A 16,589-nucleotide genomic window follows, 5' to 3' on the forward strand; every position below is an offset into this window, starting at 1 on the left:
CACCGGCGCGGTGGGTGGAAAGTGCGTGCGGCGGCCGGGGCGAGTATTCCGGCTACACTGGAGGGTGTTTCGCCGGTGACGCGCCCAGATGGGCAGCTGGTGCGAGCCGCTTGCACAGTGTCCCGCGCCGTGAATACGAGGGTGGATCTCATCGATCCGCCCCTGGCGCCCGGCCCTGCTGCAACTGTCCGTACAAGCATGTGAGAGGCGATCAGCCTGACCACCTTCCGAGAGCTCGGCGTCCTGCCCGAGATCTGTGACGCGCTCGATCGCGTCAACATCGTGGAGCCCTTTCCGATCCAGGAGATGACGCTTCCCATCGCACTGATGGGGACCGACCTGATCGGCCAGGCCCGAACCGGTACCGGTAAGACCCTCGGGTTCGGTATCCCGCTGCTGCAGCGCACCATCTCCCCCGGCGAGCCGGACTACGAGGAGCTGGCAGCGCCCGGCAAACCGCAAGCGCTGGTCGTCACCCCGACCCGCGAGCTGACCATCCAGGTCGCCAAGGACCTGACCACCGCGTCGACCGTGCGGACCGTTCGCGTCCTCACCATCTACGGCGGTGTCTCGTACGACCCGCAGCTGGACGCCCTGAAGTCCGGCGTCGACGTCGTCGTCGGTACGCCGGGGCGGCTGCTCGACCTCGCCAACCGCGGCGTTCTCGACCTGTCCCACATCAAGGTGCTGGTGCTCGACGAAGCCGACGAGATGCTCGACCTCGGCTTCCTGCCCGACGTGGAACGCATCCTGCGCAAGACGCCGGAGCTGCGCCAGACGATGTTGTTCTCGGCAACCATGCCGTCGGCCGTCATCACCTTGGCCCGCACGCACATGCGCCACCCGCTGAACATCCGCGCCGAGTCGCACGACGACTCGCAGATGGTTCCGGCGACCGCGCAGTTCGTCTACCGCGCGCACGACCTGGACAAGCCCGAGGTGGTCGCCCGCATCCTGCAGGCCGACGACCGTGGCCGGGTGATGATCTTCTGCCGGACCAAGCGCGAAGCGTCCCGGCTGACCGATGATCTGATCGACCGGGGCTTCAAGGCCGCGGCGATCCACGGTGACCTGAACCAGCAGGCTCGCGAGCGGGCGCTGACCAGGTTCCGCGGCGACAAGATCGACGTACTGGTGTGTACCGATGTCGCTGCCCGCGGTATCGACGTCGAGGGCGTCACGCACGTCATCAACAACACCTGCCCGGAGGACGAGAAGGCCTACGTGCACCGCATCGGCCGCACCGGCCGCGCGGGCGCGAGCGGGATCGCCGTCACCTTCGTCGACTGGCCGGATGTCGTCCGCTGGAAGACGATCAACAAGGCACTCGACCTTCCGTACGACGAACCGCAGGAGATCTACTCCACCTCGCCGGAGCTGTACCACGATCTCGGCATCCCGGCCGAGGCGAAGGGCCGGATCAAGCCGGCCCGCCCGGCCGAGGAGCGTTCCGCCCGGGACAAGCCGTCTCGCCGGTCCGATGGCGAATCGCGCGGCGACTCCCGTGGTGGGCGCAGTGACTCCCGTGGTGAGTCGCGAGGGGACTCTCGTGGCGATACCCGCGTGGAGCACAAGGGCGACGGCGATGCGGGCGAGCGGTCGAACCGTAAGCGCAACAGCCGCAACCGCCGCCGTACTCGCAGCGGTCGTCCGCTCGAGGGCGACGCCGCGACGCAGGTGAAGTCCGAGGACGACGTGACTGCCAAGACCGCGGTACCGCCGACGGTCGAGTCGTCGACCGAGGCCGCCGAGGGGTCGCGCGAGCGCAAGCCGAGGCAGCGCACCCGCCGCCGTACGTCGAACTCCGCCGAAGCACCTGCCGCCGAGCTCAGCAACACCAGCGCGGAGAGCAAGGCCGAGGTCGCCGAGAGGAAGACCGAAGCCGCCGAGGCACCGGTCGAGCAGCAGGCAAGTGTCGAAGCACCGGCCCGGAAGCGGACCCGCAAGCGCGCGGCCGCTGCCACCGAGACGACCGACACAGCACCGCAGGCAAGCGACAGCGCATTGCAGGTCACCTCTGACGCTGCCGCACCCGCCGAGGAGGCTACGAGAGCTCCCCGCACCCGGAAGCGCGCGGCGGCCAAGGCGAGCGCGGAGTCGGAAGCGGCTGAAGGAACGCCGGCCGATGAGGCTGCGGCGGACGCCCCCAAGGCGAAGCGGACGAGGAAGCGGGCGACGGCGAAAGCCACGACCGACTCCGAGCCCGGTGAGCAGGCGTCGACCAAGGCGTCCGGCGAGCAGACGACCGGAAACGCGGCCGGCGAGAAGGCGACAGCCAAGACCACCGGCGAGAAGGCTGCTGCTGAGGTGGGCGAGGCGCCGGTCAAGGCCACGCGGAAGCGCGTTGCGAAGGCTGTGGCTGAGGTCAAGGCCGAGTTGAGCGAGGCTTCGGCCAAGAGCACCAGTGACCAGGCACCGGCGAAGAAGGCGACCCGGAAGCGGGCGGTCAAGGCAACGGATGCGCCGTTCGCGGCGGACGAGAAGCCTGCTGCCGCAAAGAAGCGGACTGCCAAGAAGGCCTCCGCCGTGATCCCGACCTTCACGGCACCGGAGTAACGCAGTACCGAAGCAGGAGCGAGACCGGTTCGTGGCTGAACGGTGACCGGTCTCGCGCAACGAACGCCGCCCGCCCACCCGTCCTAGGTCCACAGTGACCATCGGGTGGGAAGGGTGTGGCGATGACGAGGACGCGTTTCACGGCCGCGGTAGCAGGAGTGATCCTGACCGCGGCCGTCCTGCTGTCCGGCTGTAGCGGGGAAGGCGGCAACAGCAGCTCTGGTAAGGCAGACAGCGGTTCTGCGGCAGCGCCGGAGCGAGCACAGTCCCAGGCCGACGGAGCGGCCACGGACGGCAAGGTGCCCGCGGCACCGAAGTCCGGTGACAACGCCGCCGACCAGCCGACGGTGACCCGGGCGATCATCAAGACCGGGTCGCTCAGCATCGAGGCCGATGACGTGGATGCCCAACGCCAGAAGGCGATCGGGATTGTCACCGGACTCAACGGTCAGGTGGCGACCGAGGATTCCGGCAGCGACCTCGACGGCCGGATCACCCGGGCGAACCTGACGCTGAAGGTGCCGACCGCGCAGTACGAGACCGCGATCCAGCGGTTGTCGGGCCTGGGCAAGCGGACCGCGATCCACCAAGAGTCGACCGACGCGACCGAGGCCGTGGTCGACGTCGCGAGCAGGATCTCCACCCAGCGGGCCAGTCTCGAACGGATGCGGGCCTTGCTCGCGAAGGCGACGACGATCGGCGAGATCGTGTCGGTCGAGTCCGAGCTGACCCGGCGCGAGTCCGACCTCGAATCCTTGCTGGCCAAGCAGAAGGCGCTGGCCGGCCAGACCGAGCTCGCCACGCTCAACCTCGTCCTGTCCGAGCCCGGCAAGGCGCCACCGGCGCCCAAGAAGGAGGAGACCGGCTTCCTGGCGGGGTTGAAGGGCGGCTGGAACGCGTTCGCCGCGACTGTCACCGTGCTGCTGACCGCGCTGGGCGCATTGCTGCCGTTCCTGGTTGTCTTCGCCATGATCGGCATCCCGCTGTGGCGCTTCCGCCACCGCTTCCGCCGGACTCCGGCGACAGCGCCCGCCACCGGCGTACTGCCGCCGACGGAATAACGCAGCTAGAGAAGCCCGGCGGCCAGTTTGCGGTAGGCGTCGGCGCCCGCCGTACGCGAGGCGGTCGAGAGGATCGTCTGGCCGATCGCGGGCGCCTCGGCGAACCGGATCGACTTCGGAATCGGTGGCCCCAGCACGGTCAACTCGTACGTCTCGGCGATGGTGTCCAGCACAGCGCGGGCATGGGTCGTACGCCCGTCGTACAGGGTCGGTAGGACGCCGAGGATCTGCAGGCCCGGGTTGGTCAGCTGCTGGACATCGTGGATGGTGTCGAGCAACTGGCCGACGCCGCGATGCGCCAAAGTCTCGCACTGCAAGGGAATCAGGACGTCGGTTGCCGCCGACAAGCCGTTCACCGTGAGCAGCCCGAGCGTCGGTGGACAGTCGATCAGGATCCAGTCGTACGCCGATCGCAGCGGGCGCAGCGCAGTACGGACGAGTTGCTCAGGTCCGCTCTCGGCCGCCAGCCGTACATCGGCCGTCGCGAGTTCGATCGTCGCCGGCAAGACATCTGGGCCTTCGTCGGTCTCGACCAGCACATCGCGCGACTTCACTCCGCCGAGCAGGACATGGTGGATCGACTTGTCCAGGTCCTCGGGATCGATACCGAGGGAGAACGTCAGGCAGGCCTGGGGATCGAGGTCGACCAGCAGCACGCGCTGACCGAGCTCCGCCAGGGCAGCTCCGAGTGAGGCAACCGTGGTCGTCTTGGCCACGCCGCCCTTCTGGTTGGCAACCGCAAGTGTGCGAGGCACCCGAGCCATTGTGCCGTACGAACGCCCCGGTCCTCCGACCGGTTACCGTTGGGTTCGTGAGTACTCCGCGCACACTGATGTTGCCCGATGGCGTGCACGCCGCAACCCTGGAGACCGACCGTGGCAGCTTCGCCACCTTGCAGGCGCGCCCGGACGTCGGTACGCCGCTCGGCACGGTGCTGCTGATCCCCGGTTGGACCGGCAGCAAGGAGGATTTCACCCCACTGGTGCACCACCTCGCGCGGTACGGATGGATCACCGTCGCCGTGGACCAGCGCGGTCAGTACGAGACGCCTGGGCCGGCCGACCCGTCGGCGTACACGCTGGCGGAGTTCGGCGCGGACGTGGTGGCGATGAGCAAGGCGCTCGGTGGCTACAGCCAGTTGGTCGGGCACTCGTTCGGCGGTCTGGTCGCGCGCGAAGCGGTGCTCACCGATCCCACCGTGTTCTCGAGCATCACGCTGCTGTGCTCAGGTCCGGCGGCTTTCAGCGACGAGGTGACGCGGCAGGGCCTGCAGATGCTCGCGTTCGGCCTGGAGAACCTGCCGATCGAGCAGGTCTACGACTTGAAGCTCGACCACGACAGCAAGCAGCCGACGTACGTCGCGCCGGCCGAAGACGTGGCCGCCTTCCTGCGCAAGCGCTTCACCGGCAATGCCCCGATCGGGCTGGCCGAGATCACCAAGCGGCTACTGGACACCGACGACCGGACCGACATGCTGGCCAAGTCGGGCGTCCGCGCACAGGTCGTGTACGGCGAGACCGACGACGGCTGGCCGCTGCCGGTCCAGGAGGCGATGGCCGAGGTGCTCGGCGTACAGGCGCAGGTGATTCCGTCCGCGGGCCACTCCCCCGCGATCGACCAGCCGGCCGCGACCGCCCGGATCCTGGTCGACTTCTTCCACAAGCGCTGACCGCGTCCGTACCGGGCCGGCCAACGGCCGGCCCTTCGGCGACCTCTCGAAACCTGCTTGTCCAGGAGTGCCGTCAAGCCTTTTCACGACGATCGAAAGGGACTGGACGGCCTCCTATCGTGACCTGTAGTGGCCCCAGCGCCGACTATTCTGGTCTAGACAAGTGATTCCGAGTGGAGGGTCCCCACCCCATGACGGTGCAATCCGGGCAGGAAGGGGTCGCACTGCAGACCCACAGTCCACGGCACACCGAACTGTTCCTGGGCGGCCTCGACAGAGTCCGTATCGCAGTCGCGCCGGCCCCGATGGCCAGCCTGGTCTCGCTGGTCGTCGACGCCCTCGGCGGGCCCCGGCAGGGCATCGCGCCGGACTGGATCCGGACCGTACGCCGTTCGCTGCCCGCCGACGCCGCGCAGGCCGTGACCCCGATGTTCGACCGCACACGAGCGCTGCTGCCTGCTTGCCTGACCCCGCTGGGCATCGACGGCTCCCCGGTGCAGGACCAGCTCACCCGAGTTGCCGACCTCTCCCCGGACGATCTGAGCCAAGGGGTCGAAGAGCTGACGCCGGGAGAGCCGCCGCTGCCGTGGCGAGGCGCGCTGCGCAGGCCGCGACAGTGGACCAGCCTGTACGTGAAAGTGCTGACCGCGGCCTGGAAGGCGTACGCGCCGATCTGGCAGCAGTCGACCGCTCTCCGCACCCGTGAGGCGGAGCGCATCGGCGCAGCCGTCGTCACCGGCGGCCTCGACGTACTGCTGTCGAACCTGAGCACCAGGGTCCGGTACGCCGACGAGACGCTCTACCTGTCCGACCGCCATCCGTACCGGGTCGAGCTCGCGGACCGGCCGCTGGTCCTGGTGCCGCTGGTCTCCGGCTCCGCCGCGTCGGTGTTCAACCTCGACGAGCCCGACCGCGCCTGGCTCGGCTATCCCGTGCCAGGGCTGGAACGACTCGGGACCCGCTCAGTCGCCAGCGCCCCCGACAGCTTGAGCCTGCTGCTCGGGCCGATCCGTGCTGCGATCCTGCGTGCACTGGACCGTCCCAACAGCATGGGCGGCGTGGCCGAGCACCTGGACGCCGGGCCGAGCACCGCGACGTACCACTGCACTCAGCTCGCCTCTGCCGGGCTGGTCGTCCGGCAACGCGTCGGCCGCGAGGTGCGCATCCAGCGCACTCCCCGCGGGGACGCCCTCGTCGATCTCCTCAGCTGACCCTGGTCAGCCGACCTTTTCGAGCTTCCACTTCTGGCACTCGCCCTGCCAATAGGGCCATACCCGTACGTCGGCACCGGCTGCGGTCGAGCAACCGCTCACCTCGAGGGTTCGGCCGCCGATCTTCGACGTGACCTTGTAGTAGCCGCCGCTGAGCGCGTCGAGGTACCACTGCTGGCAGGTGCCGCCCCAGTACGGCCACTGGATCACGTCGGCGTTGTTGGCCGCCGAGCAACCGGCCACATCGAGCGCCTTGCCGCTGTGGTTGGCGGTCAGCCGGTATGAGCCGTCACCGAGATACGTCAGCTTCCACTTCTGACACGGACTGCCTGCAACCACGCTGTAGACCTGGACGTTCGCGGCGTCCGCGGTGGAGCAGGCTGCGACCTCCAGCAGGTTGGCCGGGTTGTTCTTCGGCGACAACTGGTAGATGCCGTCAGCAACGATGTCGGCGCCTGGGTCTCCCGACGGCAGCGTGACGGTCTCCCAGGAGGCCTTTGGCTGACCGAGTTGCGGGCGGTCGGCCGAGTCGAAGGTGACCTTGCCGATCCGGACCGACCTGCCGGCGCTGCAGCTGCCGGTCGGCGTACCGGCGCTGTTGGTGACACCGTGGTAGACGATCCACGTCTCGGTGCCGTCCGGTGAGGTGAAGAAGCCGTTGTGCCCGGTGCCGTAGACCCAGCCGGCGTCGTTGCGTTTGAAGACCGCCGCGGACGACTTCGTCCACGAGGACTGCTTCAGTACGTCGGTCCCGGTCAGTTCGAGGACGCCAAGCGAGTAGTCGGGCGTCTCACAGGCACTGGCCGAGTAGTAGAGGTACACCTTGTCGCCCCGGACCAGGGCGACCGGTGCTTCGGTAACCCGGCGGCCGTACTGCTCCCACGGCTGGTCGGGCGTGGTCAGCAGCGACGGCGGACCACTGATCGTCCATGGGTCGCTCATCGGTGCGATGAACAGATCCTGACCGTCGGGCCGTCCGCTCGACCAGACGTGGAACAGCCGCCCGTCCGGCAGCTTCAGGACGGTGCCGTCGATCGAATGGAAGTCGCCGGTATCGAGCTTGGCCTTGAAGACGTACGGCCCCATCGGATGATCCGACTCCAGCACGAACATCCGGTGCTGGGAATCGGTCCCGTTGTCGGCCGTGAAGTAGAGATACCACTTCCCGTCCAGCTGATGGATCTCCGGCGCCCACAAGTTGCAGCACGCCTCACCGGGCTGCGGTGTCCACAACGTCTGCTGAGCAGCCGAGGCGAGCCCGGCCACCGAAGGCGCCGACACCCCGACGAGCTTGTCACCGTGCGTGTAGAGCAAATGGTAGTTGCCTTCAGCAAACACCATCCACGGATCCGCGGCCGCCTCCCGCACCGGATTACGAATCGTCGCCGGCTTCACCACCTGTACGACGGCCTCCGCCGCCGCCCCCTCCGTCGGCACCTGCACACCACCGACCACCACAGCCGCCACCACCAGCCCGGCCCCGAAAACCCTCCGCCACCCAAGCATCCCGAACTCCGATCAGACCTGGTCGAGCTCCAGCATCGGTCTCCACCTGCTGGATGGTTGACCTGCTGAGTTCAATCCGGTCCGAGCCGGTTCGCAACGGATTCGACCGACTTCGAATGCCCGGAGGGCATCGCGGAGCGGTCTTGCACACGCAGGTCGACCAGGAGTGGCGGGTCAGTTCACCGGTCTGACGATCGGGGTGATGGTGAGGTTGTCGAAGCCGAGCGGTTCCAGTGCGGTGACGGCCTTGTCGTCGAGGATGCGGAGAGTGATGTTGATCGGGTGGTTACCAACGCTGCCGCCGTAGCTGAGAGGGCGGAGTACGGAAGGTGGAATGGCGCCGACCTGGTCCCGGAGCTTGTCGACCTCGGTCTTGCTGAGCTTCACCCTGGTGACGCACAGGTTGCCCTTCACCAGCGGGGTGAGGAGCTGGCGGATCTGGGCGAGATCACCGTGCGCCACACCGATGATCAACACGCTCGGACCGCCCGGAGTGCCGCCGCCGGCCGGGAGTGCGGTCGGCGATCCGAACGACAGCTCCTGCAGTTGGTTCGGGCGGCCATCGACGAAGGCGGCGACGGCAGGGGTGACCAGATCGTCGGAGTAGCCCGGCTTCCAGCCGCCTGGCGGCGCGGCGCACGGAACCTTGGGTCCCGGATCCGCCGCCCTCACGACGGGACCTTGTTTGTCGACCGTGAACTTGTCGCCGCCCCAGATCCCTTCCAGGTGGGCGAATCCGGCCTTCACGCCCTGCACGGTGGACAGATCGGACAGCCGGTCCACGTCGACCCCGGTCACCGGGAGCTCGGCGCCTTGCTCACACTTGGCCGGCTGGGGACCCTGGCCGACAATCGCCGGGAGGCTCGTCACGACGGGGAAGCAGTAGACGACCGGTTTGCCCGGCGCGGCGACCACCTGGCCGTCGACCTGGACACGGTCACCGATCCGCACCTGCAGTGGATGTTTCCTGCCTCCGGCGATCGCACCCAGCGAAGTCGGCGCTCCGCCCTGCGTCGCAGACTGCTTGCCTTGGGCAACGGAATGCTGATGCTTGTCGGGCAGGACGATGAGAGCGGCCGTCGCGATCGCCGCGACGCTGGCCGCGGCAAGCGCGGGGACGACCCAGCGGCGCGCCTTCTTCGCGGGGACACCCCAGGGGCGCGCCTTCTTCGTCGGCACGATCCGCGACAGGTCCGGCTCGGGCGGGGACGGCTGACTGGCCCGCCAGTTGGCACCGGCCTTCGTCAGCAGGTCGTCGACCTCGTCGCTCGGGCTCATTCGCTGACCTCCAGCAAGGAGCGCAGGCGGGCCCGCGCATCGGAAAGAGTTGATTTGACGGTGCCCTCGGAGCACCCCATCACCGCCGCCGTGTCACCGATCGACAGGTCGGCGAAGTAGTAGCAGTCCACCGCCAGTCGCTGCCGTGCCGACAAGCTGGTGAGCGCCTGGTCCACGTCCACTCGCCCTTCGACGTCTTGCCGCGCCTCGGCGGCATCGTGGTCGCCGAGCTCCGCGACCGGCCGCAGTCGACGGACCGCCTTGCGGGCTTGGTCCGCGGTGATCGCCAGCAACCACGACGACGCCGTACCACGGGACGCGTCGTACTGGTGTCGCTTCATCCACGCGCGGGCCAGCGACTCCTGGACGATGTCGTCGCGATCGGTTCCGGCCGCGAGCCGGGCGGCCAGTCTCGCCATCGCGGCCAGATGCGGACGCACCCAGTCGACGAAGGCCGCGCCGTCCGCGGGCGGAGCTGTGGCACCCGCTCGCTCATCCGTCATCGTCGACACACCCTGTCTACCCGCGAACACCCGGACCGGTTGGGTCCCGCCACCAAGTCAACGACATCGCAGTCACCGGGTCATGGTCGCAGCCAACCGGCAACCCGATCGCAATCAGCCAACCCGCACCGGAGTTATCCACAGATTGCCGAAGTCGCCCCACAGCCACGCCGCCGCTGACTACCGTCGAAGCAACGAAATCGACTGGGGAGATTCCGATGCCGCCGCCAGACCTGGACGACCTACCGGAGCCACACGACCTCCACGCCCGCCTCACCACCCACCGCCCCCTCGACTGGGGCGACCCCCTCCCCACCAAGGCCGAGATCGCCGCCGAGTTCGGCGAAAGTCGAACTGCTCGGAGCTTGGCGTTACTGACCAGAGCGGCCGAGGTCGAAGAGCGTGCGACAGCAGACTTCGCCGTGGCCTTGCCGGCCGGATCGGTGCCACATCAACTGAAGAACCGGATGAAGTCGCCGCACTCGTTGGCCCGCAAGCTCAAGCTGACCGACAAGCACCGGACCGGGCGGACTCCGGAAGACCTGCTGCGCTACACCGTCGTGGTTCCGGATCCCGACGATCTCGTCGATGCGGCCACGGAAGTCGTCCGCAATCTCCAGACGCGCGGCTGGACGATGGACTCCGCGCATCATTCCTATGTCGACGGCAGCAGATACAAAGGGGTGCACGCCTTCCTGCGCTGCGGCGGCGAACTCGTCGAACTGCAGGTCCATTCGCAAGAGTCGATCGAGGTCAAAACGCGGACCACCGCCTTGTACGAAGTCGAACGAGATCCGCGTCAGCCCAAGCAGGCCCGCGACACGGCACGCGCAGCCTGTATCAGCCTTTCGGTCGGCATGCGGGAGCCCGCCGGACTGGCCGACCTCGCCGAACTCGGTGGCGTGCCGATCGAGGTCAGAAAGTACGGTGGTGGGCACGTCAGTCCGTCGGCGAGGCCGGGTGCGGGACAAGCCGCACATCGGGAGCAGGCCAGACCTGGACAGACCCCGACAGGCAAATCTCGAGATGGGATCGAACGATGACACGGCTGTACCTGGTGACCGAAGGGGCTCGGCGCGCCTGGGTCGCGGCGCTGATCGACGAGGACATCTGGACCTATGTCGTCAACACCGGCCGGTTCCACCGCAACGACGGCCTGCGGCACGACTTCTTCATGCTCAGGGAACTCGGCTACACCGATATCGGCCTTGCCGAGGCTCGCCGTTTGATTGCCAGTGGTGTCGGGACTATTGATGGCTCTTTGTTTCCCGACTCGCTGGAGCCTTGGTTGAACGACACGGAGTCCCTCTCTCCCGATGAGGTTTTTGCGGCGCACATCGCTGATCTGGCTTAGGGCGTAGGGGTGGCGGCCGTGTAGAGGCGGGCGATGATGGATTCGATGGTGGGTTCGGCGACCGAGAGGTCCACCAGCGGGTAGTTCGCGGCGATCTGGGCGACCAGGGGTGCGGCCGAGGTGCTGGTGGGGAAGGTCAGGTGCTGGCGTGGACCGTCGACCTTGGTGACGGTGGCGCCGTCGACGGTGATGGGCGGCATCGACGAGGCGAGGTCGACCACCAGGGTGCGGGGCGCCGACTGGCTGGCGCGCAGGCCGGCCAGCGTGCCGTCGTACACCTGACGGCCGTGGTCGATCACCATCACGCGGGAGCAGAGCGCCTCGATGTCGTCCAGGTCGTGGGTGGTCAGGATGATCGTGGTCCCGCGTTCCTTGTTGACCTCGGCAAGGAATTCGCGCAGCCGCGCCTTGCTGATGATGTCGAGCCCGATCGTCGGTTCGTCCAGGTAGACGATCTCCGGATCGTGCAGCAGTGCGGCCGCGATGTCGCCGCGCATCCGCTGGCCGAGCGACAACTGCCGGACCGGTACGTCGAGCAGGTCGCCGAGGTCGAGCAGCTCGACGAAGGTGGCCAGGTTCTCGGCGTGCCGGGCCCGCGGTACGCCGTACATCTTCTGCAGTACCGCGAACGAGTCCTTCAGCGGCAGGTCCCACCACAGCGTCGTGCGCTGGCCGAAGACGACGCCGATCCGCTTGGCCAGTTTCATCCGGTTTCGCGACGGATCGACACCTGCGACCCGGATCGTGCCATCGCTGGGAACCAGGATGCCGGTCAGCATCTTGATCGTGGTGGACTTGCCGGCGCCGTTCGGGCCGATGTAGCCGACCACCTCGCCGGGCTCGACGGTGAAGGACAGCCCGTCGACCGCCCGTACCTCGCGCCGGGTGCGCCGCAGGCCGGTCCGGCTGGACACGGTGAAGGCGCGGGACACGTTCTGGAGTTCGATGACGCTCACGATCAGCTCCCTGTACTTCGATAGCGACGCAGGCCTCCGCGCCAGGCGAGTGCCGCCAGCGCGATCATGACAACGGCGACGACCGGTGCGAGCAGCCCGATCCAGGCCGGCAACCCGAGCGGTGCCGGCTTGTCGAGCAGGTAGAGCACCGGGTAATAGTTGACGAAGGCAAGTGGTACGACGAAGGTGACGGCCCGGACGATGTTCTTGCCGAAGATCGACAACGGGTACTGCGTCAGTTGCTGGCCGCCGTAGGTGAAGGAGTTGGCCAGCTCGGCGGAATCGATCGAGATGAACTGGAAGGCCGCACCGAGCACGAAGATCGCGGCGAAGATGATCGACCCACTGATCAGCGAGATCGCCAGCAACAGCACCTTCGGTACCGTCCAGTTGATCGGAAGGTTGCCGAGAGCAATCGCCATCACGAGCAGCGCCTGCAGCGGGCGCCCCAGCCGGCGCAGCGCGAAGTTGTCCGTGACGGCCTGCAGGAACGCCGGTACCGGCCGGATCAGCCAGACGTCGAGCTCACCGCCCCGGATCCGCTGCCCGATCCGCTCGACCGAGCCGGTGGCCAGATCGGCCAGACCCAGCGTCATCGAGGCCGTCCCGTAGAGCAGCGCCATCTCGGCCAGGCTGAACCCACCGAACGACTTCAGGTGGCTGAACATCAACAGAACGGCGATGAAGTCGGTGCCCGTGATCAGCGCCTGGCTGACCAGCATCAAGAGAAACGACGCCGGGTACGCCAGCGACGACCGCACCCACATCATCACTAGCATCCAGTACTGCGCGGGAGCGCGTCGCAGCAACTCAACCACCGGCGATCACCACCTTCCGGGTCGCCAGGACGGTCACCAGCCGGCCGGCCAGGAACAGCACCACGATCCAGAACAGCTGGAACAGCAATCCGGACCTGACGCCGCCGGGATTCCGCCCGAGCCAGACGTCGATCGGCACCTGTAGCGTCGCTGCCCACGGCGTCGCCCGGGCCACCTCACCGATCCAGCCCGGGAACACCACCAGCGGCAGGATCGTGCCGGAGAAGAACAGGGACAGCACCATCGCCAGGCTTTCCAGGCCCCGGGAGTCGGTGATCCAGAAGCCCGACAGGGCGACCAGATAGCGGACCCCGAAGCTGACCAGGATGCCGAACGCCAGCGCGACCGCCACGGCCAGCCATTGCGCGGCCGATGTCGGGAAGTTCAGATCGAACACCAGCGCGCCGACCAGCAGCGGCGCGCCACCCCGGGTCAGCAGCTGGAACCAGGCCCGGCCGGCATCGACCGAGAGCCACCAGATCATCAGGTGCGTCGGCCGGTACAGGTCAACCGCGACCTCGCCCGTGCGGACCCGCTCACCGAGCTCGACCGTGGTGGTGGCGCCGAAGATCCCGATCGGCGCCAGCAGTCCCTGCTGCAGCCAGACGAACGTGAGCGCATCGGACACGTCGTACCCGCCGAGTCCCGGGGACGTGTGCCACAGGGTCAGATAGACACCGCAGAAGATGAACCCGAAAACGGTATTGGTGAACGCACCGGACAGGGTGGCGATCCGATAGGTCGAGAATCGCCGGAACGACCGCACCGCGATCGCCCAGTACACCCCCACGCCGTACCTCCTCTCACTACTCGAGGTGGTGTCCGACGCTTCAGCGGCACGCGGAACTACCCCGGATCCACCAGGACCCGGGGGTTCGGACACCACTGTGGCGGCATGCAGAACACGCCGTTGTCAAGGGAAGGAGAGTGACGGTACGCCGATGCGCGGCCGAGCGTCAACCTGATTAGGTGAGCTCCGCCGCTCAGGTGAGCTCCGCCTCCAGCACCTGGGCCAGCAGGGTGGCGAAACGCCCCGGCTGGCTCGCGTACCCGTTGTGCCCGCCCGGGAAGCTGACCACCGGCCAGCCGATGACGTCCGAGAGCACCACGACGGGCTGGGCCGGCAGATGCCTGGCCGCGTCCACGCCGGCAGCCGGGACCACCTTGTCCGCAACCGCCTTCAGCGCAACGAGGTCCGGCCGATAGCGGGTGAACGGCAACAACTTGTGCGCGAAGAAGACCCCCGCGTTGGCTTCGGTCCGGTCCAGCAACTCGCGGAACTCAGGACGCAGGTCCTCCGGCGCGGGCAGGTCGTCCTCGTCCAGGCCGGTCCCACCGGCGTAGAGCAACTGCGCCATCGGCGCGCCTTCGCGCTGATAGGTGTCGTAGACCTCCTCGAAGAACGCGCGCGCGTGCTGAGCCTCGGCGAGCAGTTCGACGGCCGGTGGTTCGTGCGCCACCAACATCCGGACCCGATGCGGGTACCGGCTGATCAGGTCCATCCCGGTGATCGCGCCCGTCCCGGTGCCGAAGACGAAGGCGGGCGCGTCCGGGGACAGCAGGTCGATCAGGGTCAGCGCATCCGCCGACGAGAGCTCGACCTGGTCATCGGCCGGCTTCCCGGCGTACGGGCTGCGGGAGTTGCCGCGCGGGTCGTAGGCGACCACTGTGTACTGCGTGGCGAGCGGTTCGACGATGCTGTCGAACGCGCCCGAGTCGGTCTCGCCGTCGGCGATCAGCAGCAGCATCGGCCCCGACCCCGTCACCTCGTAGTGCAGCGTCGCGCCGGGCACGGCCAGCTTGTTCAGCGTCTTCGCGGTCATCGCGCAACCTTTCCGGCCAGCACCCGCTGCAGCAGGGTGGCGAACTCGAACGGATCACTGGCGTAGCCCCCGTGACCACCAGGGAAAGCGACTACGGACCAGCCGAGTCGCTCCGACAGCGCCAGGATCGGCTCGGCCGGGAGGACCTTCGACGACTCGCTGCCGACGGCCGGTACGAACTTGTCCTCGAGCGCGACCAGCGCCGCGACATCCGGGCGGTAGCTGATGAACGGCAGCAACTTGTGCTCGTAGAACACGTCGCTGTTGGCGTCCATCCGCTCCATCACCTCGCGGAACTCCGCCGGCAGCTCGGCCAGGGGCGGCAGCTGGTCGTCGTCGATGCCGATCCCGCCGAGGAACAACTGGTCGGCGGCGGCCCGGCCGTCGCGCCGATAGGTGTCGTACACCTCGAGGAAGAACTCTCGCGAGGCGGCCGGTTCCGGCAGCAACTCGACCGCCGGCGGCTCGTGCGCGACCAGCAACCGCACCCGGTCCGGGTGCCGGACGAGCAGCTCCATCCCCGTGATTGCTCCGGAGCTACTGCCGAACACGTACGCCGGTACGCCGGGTGCCACGGCGTCGAGGACGGCCAGCGCATCCTCGGCGGCCCGGTCGACCCGCTCGTCCTCGGGCGCGCCGGTGAACGGACTTCGCGAGTTGCCCCGCGGATCGTAGGTGACCACGGTGTACTGCTCGGCGAGTTGCGGCGCGATCCCGTCGTACACCGCCGCGTCGGTGCCGCCACCGGAGATGAGCAGCAGAACCGGGCCGCTCCCAGTCACCTCGCAGTGCAGCGTCGCTCCGGGCACGGAAACCTGGCGGAGTAGCTTGGTGGTCATCACGGTCACCTTCCTTCTTCGGTGACCTCACTTTCCCGCCCCTCGCTGGCACGCCACGCACATACCGCTGACACGCACAAGGCCCACCAGCCCCACTCGTGCCAGCGAACCTCCGTCAGACGGCTTCGGCGATGTCTGGGGCGGGGATGCCGTCGGTTTCGTCGAGGGCGGCCCAGGGATCGCGGGGTGGGGCGACGCGGCGGCCCTGCGGGCAGATCCGGGCGAAGTCGCACCAGCCGCACAGTGGTGACGGCTCGGGCGGGAAGAGTTCGTCGGCCTGCGCGGGAGTCAGTCCCTCGCGCCACTTCGCTTCGGCCGCGGCGGCGTCGTCCGCGATCGACTCGGCACGGCGCTGGTGCCGGGCCAGCGACTGCTCGTCGTGGTCGGCGACCGCGATCGTGTTGGTCGGCAAGTGGTGCAACTCGACCCGCGTACAGGGCCGGTGCAGCACCCGGCGCGCGCCGAGCACGTACAGCGCCATCGCCAGCGACGACCTGGCATCTGTGCTGGTCAACGGGCGACGGCCGGTCTTGTAGTCGACGATCGCGAGCTCGGTACCGCCGCTGCCGTCCCGGGCCGGCCGCTCGTCGATCCGGTCCACCCGGCCGCGCAGGCTCGCTCGCTCGGTGGTGAACGCCACGGTCCGCTCGACCCCGCGAGGCTCGAAGTACGGATCGGCGTTGTGCAGGTAGGTGGCAACCATGTCCGCCGAGCGTTCCCGCCAGACGGCCGACTGGTCGAGATCGCGGAATCCCTCGTTCCGCCAGCTCGACCGGACCTTGTTCACCGCCTCCACCCCGGTACGCCGGGAGGCCGGCCAGCGCCAGAACTCGGCGAGGACCTCGTGCACGATCGCGCCGACCGTGTTGTGCGCCCAGGGCGGCCCCTTCGGCGGGCGCGGCGTCTCCAGGTAGGTGTAGCGGTACTTGCGTTTGCAGTCGGCGAAGTTGAGCAGTTTCGTCGGCGTCGCGACGAACAGCCTCGTCGGCATCCCGGGCAGCATGTCGTTCATCGG

At 68.2% G+C, this 16,589-nt stretch carries 16 protein-coding genes; 6 read left to right on the forward strand and 10 right to left on the reverse strand.

Features of this window, described 5'->3' with window-relative positions:
- The first annotated feature begins 306 nt into the window (after positions 1-306).
- Both DIZ26_RS21080 and DIZ26_RS21085 read left to right on the forward strand, forming a co-directional pair.
- The gene (locus DIZ26_RS21080; protein ID WP_112244053.1) at positions 307-2,556 is read left to right on the forward strand and encodes a DEAD/DEAH box helicase; all 2,250 of its coding nucleotides are present in this window, start codon (positions 307-309) and stop codon (positions 2,554-2,556) included.
- A 122-nt stretch (positions 2,557-2,678) separates the two neighbouring features.
- The gene (locus DIZ26_RS21085) at positions 2,679-3,617 is read left to right on the forward strand and encodes a DUF4349 domain-containing protein (RefSeq protein WP_232828494.1); all 939 of its coding nucleotides are present in this window, start codon (positions 2,679-2,681) and stop codon (positions 3,615-3,617) included.
- Positions 3,618-3,622: 5 nt separating this feature from the next.
- Here DIZ26_RS21085 and DIZ26_RS21090 read toward each other — a convergent pair whose 3' ends face one another.
- Entirely contained in the window at positions 3,623-4,381 is a 759-nt protein-coding gene (locus DIZ26_RS21090; RefSeq protein WP_112244057.1) for a ParA family protein, read from the reverse strand.
- 47 nt (positions 4,382-4,428) lie between these two features.
- Between DIZ26_RS21090 and DIZ26_RS21095 the strand changes: the two genes are divergently transcribed.
- Both DIZ26_RS21095 and DIZ26_RS21100 read left to right on the forward strand, forming a co-directional pair.
- A complete protein-coding gene (locus DIZ26_RS21095) occupies positions 4,429-5,286 on the forward strand; it encodes an alpha/beta fold hydrolase (protein WP_112244059.1) in 858 nt (285 codons plus the stop codon).
- 191 nt (positions 5,287-5,477) lie between these two features.
- Positions 5,478-6,497 (forward strand): winged helix-turn-helix domain-containing protein, encoded by a 1,020-nt coding sequence (locus DIZ26_RS21100; protein ID WP_112244061.1) that lies wholly within the window; start codon positions 5,478-5,480, stop codon positions 6,495-6,497.
- A gap of 6 nt (positions 6,498-6,503) precedes the next feature.
- On the opposite strand, the gene DIZ26_RS21105 is transcribed toward DIZ26_RS21100, so the two are convergent.
- The 3 genes from DIZ26_RS21105 to DIZ26_RS21115 form a co-directional block, all read right to left on the reverse strand.
- Positions 6,504-8,003: a family 43 glycosylhydrolase gene (locus DIZ26_RS21105; RefSeq protein ID WP_112244063.1), complete on the reverse strand. Its 1,500-nt coding sequence runs from the start codon at positions 8,001-8,003 to the stop codon at positions 6,504-6,506.
- Between the two features lie 174 nt (positions 8,004-8,177).
- Positions 8,178-9,281, reverse strand: a complete 1,104-nt coding sequence (locus tag DIZ26_RS21110) for a hypothetical protein (RefSeq protein ID WP_112244065.1) — start codon at positions 9,279-9,281, stop codon at positions 8,178-8,180.
- Entirely contained in the window at positions 9,278-9,784 is a 507-nt protein-coding gene (locus tag DIZ26_RS21115; protein WP_232828495.1) for an RNA polymerase sigma factor, read from the reverse strand. The genes DIZ26_RS21110 and DIZ26_RS21115 overlap by 4 nt, the downstream gene beginning before the upstream one ends.
- Before the next feature lie 218 nt (positions 9,785-10,002).
- Here DIZ26_RS21115 and DIZ26_RS21120 point away from each other — a divergent pair, with 218 nt between their 5' ends.
- Both DIZ26_RS21120 and DIZ26_RS21125 read left to right on the forward strand, forming a co-directional pair.
- Positions 10,003-10,827, forward strand: coding sequence for a hypothetical protein (locus tag DIZ26_RS21120; protein WP_112244069.1), 825 nt, complete (start codon positions 10,003-10,005; stop codon positions 10,825-10,827).
- Positions 10,824-11,138 (forward strand): hypothetical protein, encoded by a 315-nt coding sequence (locus DIZ26_RS21125; protein ID WP_112244071.1) that lies wholly within the window; start codon positions 10,824-10,826, stop codon positions 11,136-11,138. Before DIZ26_RS21120 ends, DIZ26_RS21125 begins: the two co-directional genes overlap by 4 nt.
- On the opposite strand, the gene DIZ26_RS21130 is transcribed toward DIZ26_RS21125, so the two are convergent.
- The 6 genes from DIZ26_RS21130 to DIZ26_RS21155 all read right to left on the reverse strand — a co-directional run bounded on the left by DIZ26_RS21130 (position 11,135) and on the right by DIZ26_RS21155 (position 16,586).
- A complete protein-coding gene (locus tag DIZ26_RS21130; protein WP_112244073.1) occupies positions 11,135-12,094 on the reverse strand; it encodes an ABC transporter ATP-binding protein in 960 nt (319 codons plus the stop codon). The genes DIZ26_RS21125 and DIZ26_RS21130 overlap by 4 nt on opposite strands.
- A 2-nt stretch (positions 12,095-12,096) precedes the next feature.
- Entirely contained in the window at positions 12,097-12,912 is an 816-nt protein-coding gene (locus tag DIZ26_RS21135) for an ABC transporter permease (protein ID WP_232828496.1), read from the reverse strand.
- Entirely contained in the window at positions 12,905-13,702 is a 798-nt protein-coding gene (locus tag DIZ26_RS21140) for an ABC transporter permease (protein WP_112244075.1), read from the reverse strand. The genes DIZ26_RS21135 and DIZ26_RS21140 overlap by 8 nt, the downstream gene beginning before the upstream one ends.
- Before the next feature lie 193 nt (positions 13,703-13,895).
- Positions 13,896-14,735, reverse strand: a complete 840-nt coding sequence (locus DIZ26_RS21145) for an alpha/beta fold hydrolase (RefSeq protein WP_112244077.1) — start codon at positions 14,733-14,735, stop codon at positions 13,896-13,898.
- A complete protein-coding gene (locus DIZ26_RS21150) occupies positions 14,732-15,574 on the reverse strand; it encodes an alpha/beta fold hydrolase (RefSeq protein ID WP_112244496.1) in 843 nt (280 codons plus the stop codon). Before DIZ26_RS21150 ends, DIZ26_RS21145 begins: the two co-directional genes overlap by 4 nt.
- 115 nt (positions 15,575-15,689) lie before the next feature.
- Positions 15,690-16,586: a RecB family exonuclease gene (locus DIZ26_RS21155; RefSeq protein ID WP_112244079.1), complete on the reverse strand. Its 897-nt coding sequence runs from the start codon at positions 16,584-16,586 to the stop codon at positions 15,690-15,692.
- Positions 16,587-16,589: the final 3 nt, after the last annotated feature.

This window comes from Kribbella monticola (genome assembly GCF_003261635.1).
Lineage (GTDB): Bacteria > Actinomycetota > Actinomycetes > Propionibacteriales > Kribbellaceae > Kribbella > Kribbella monticola.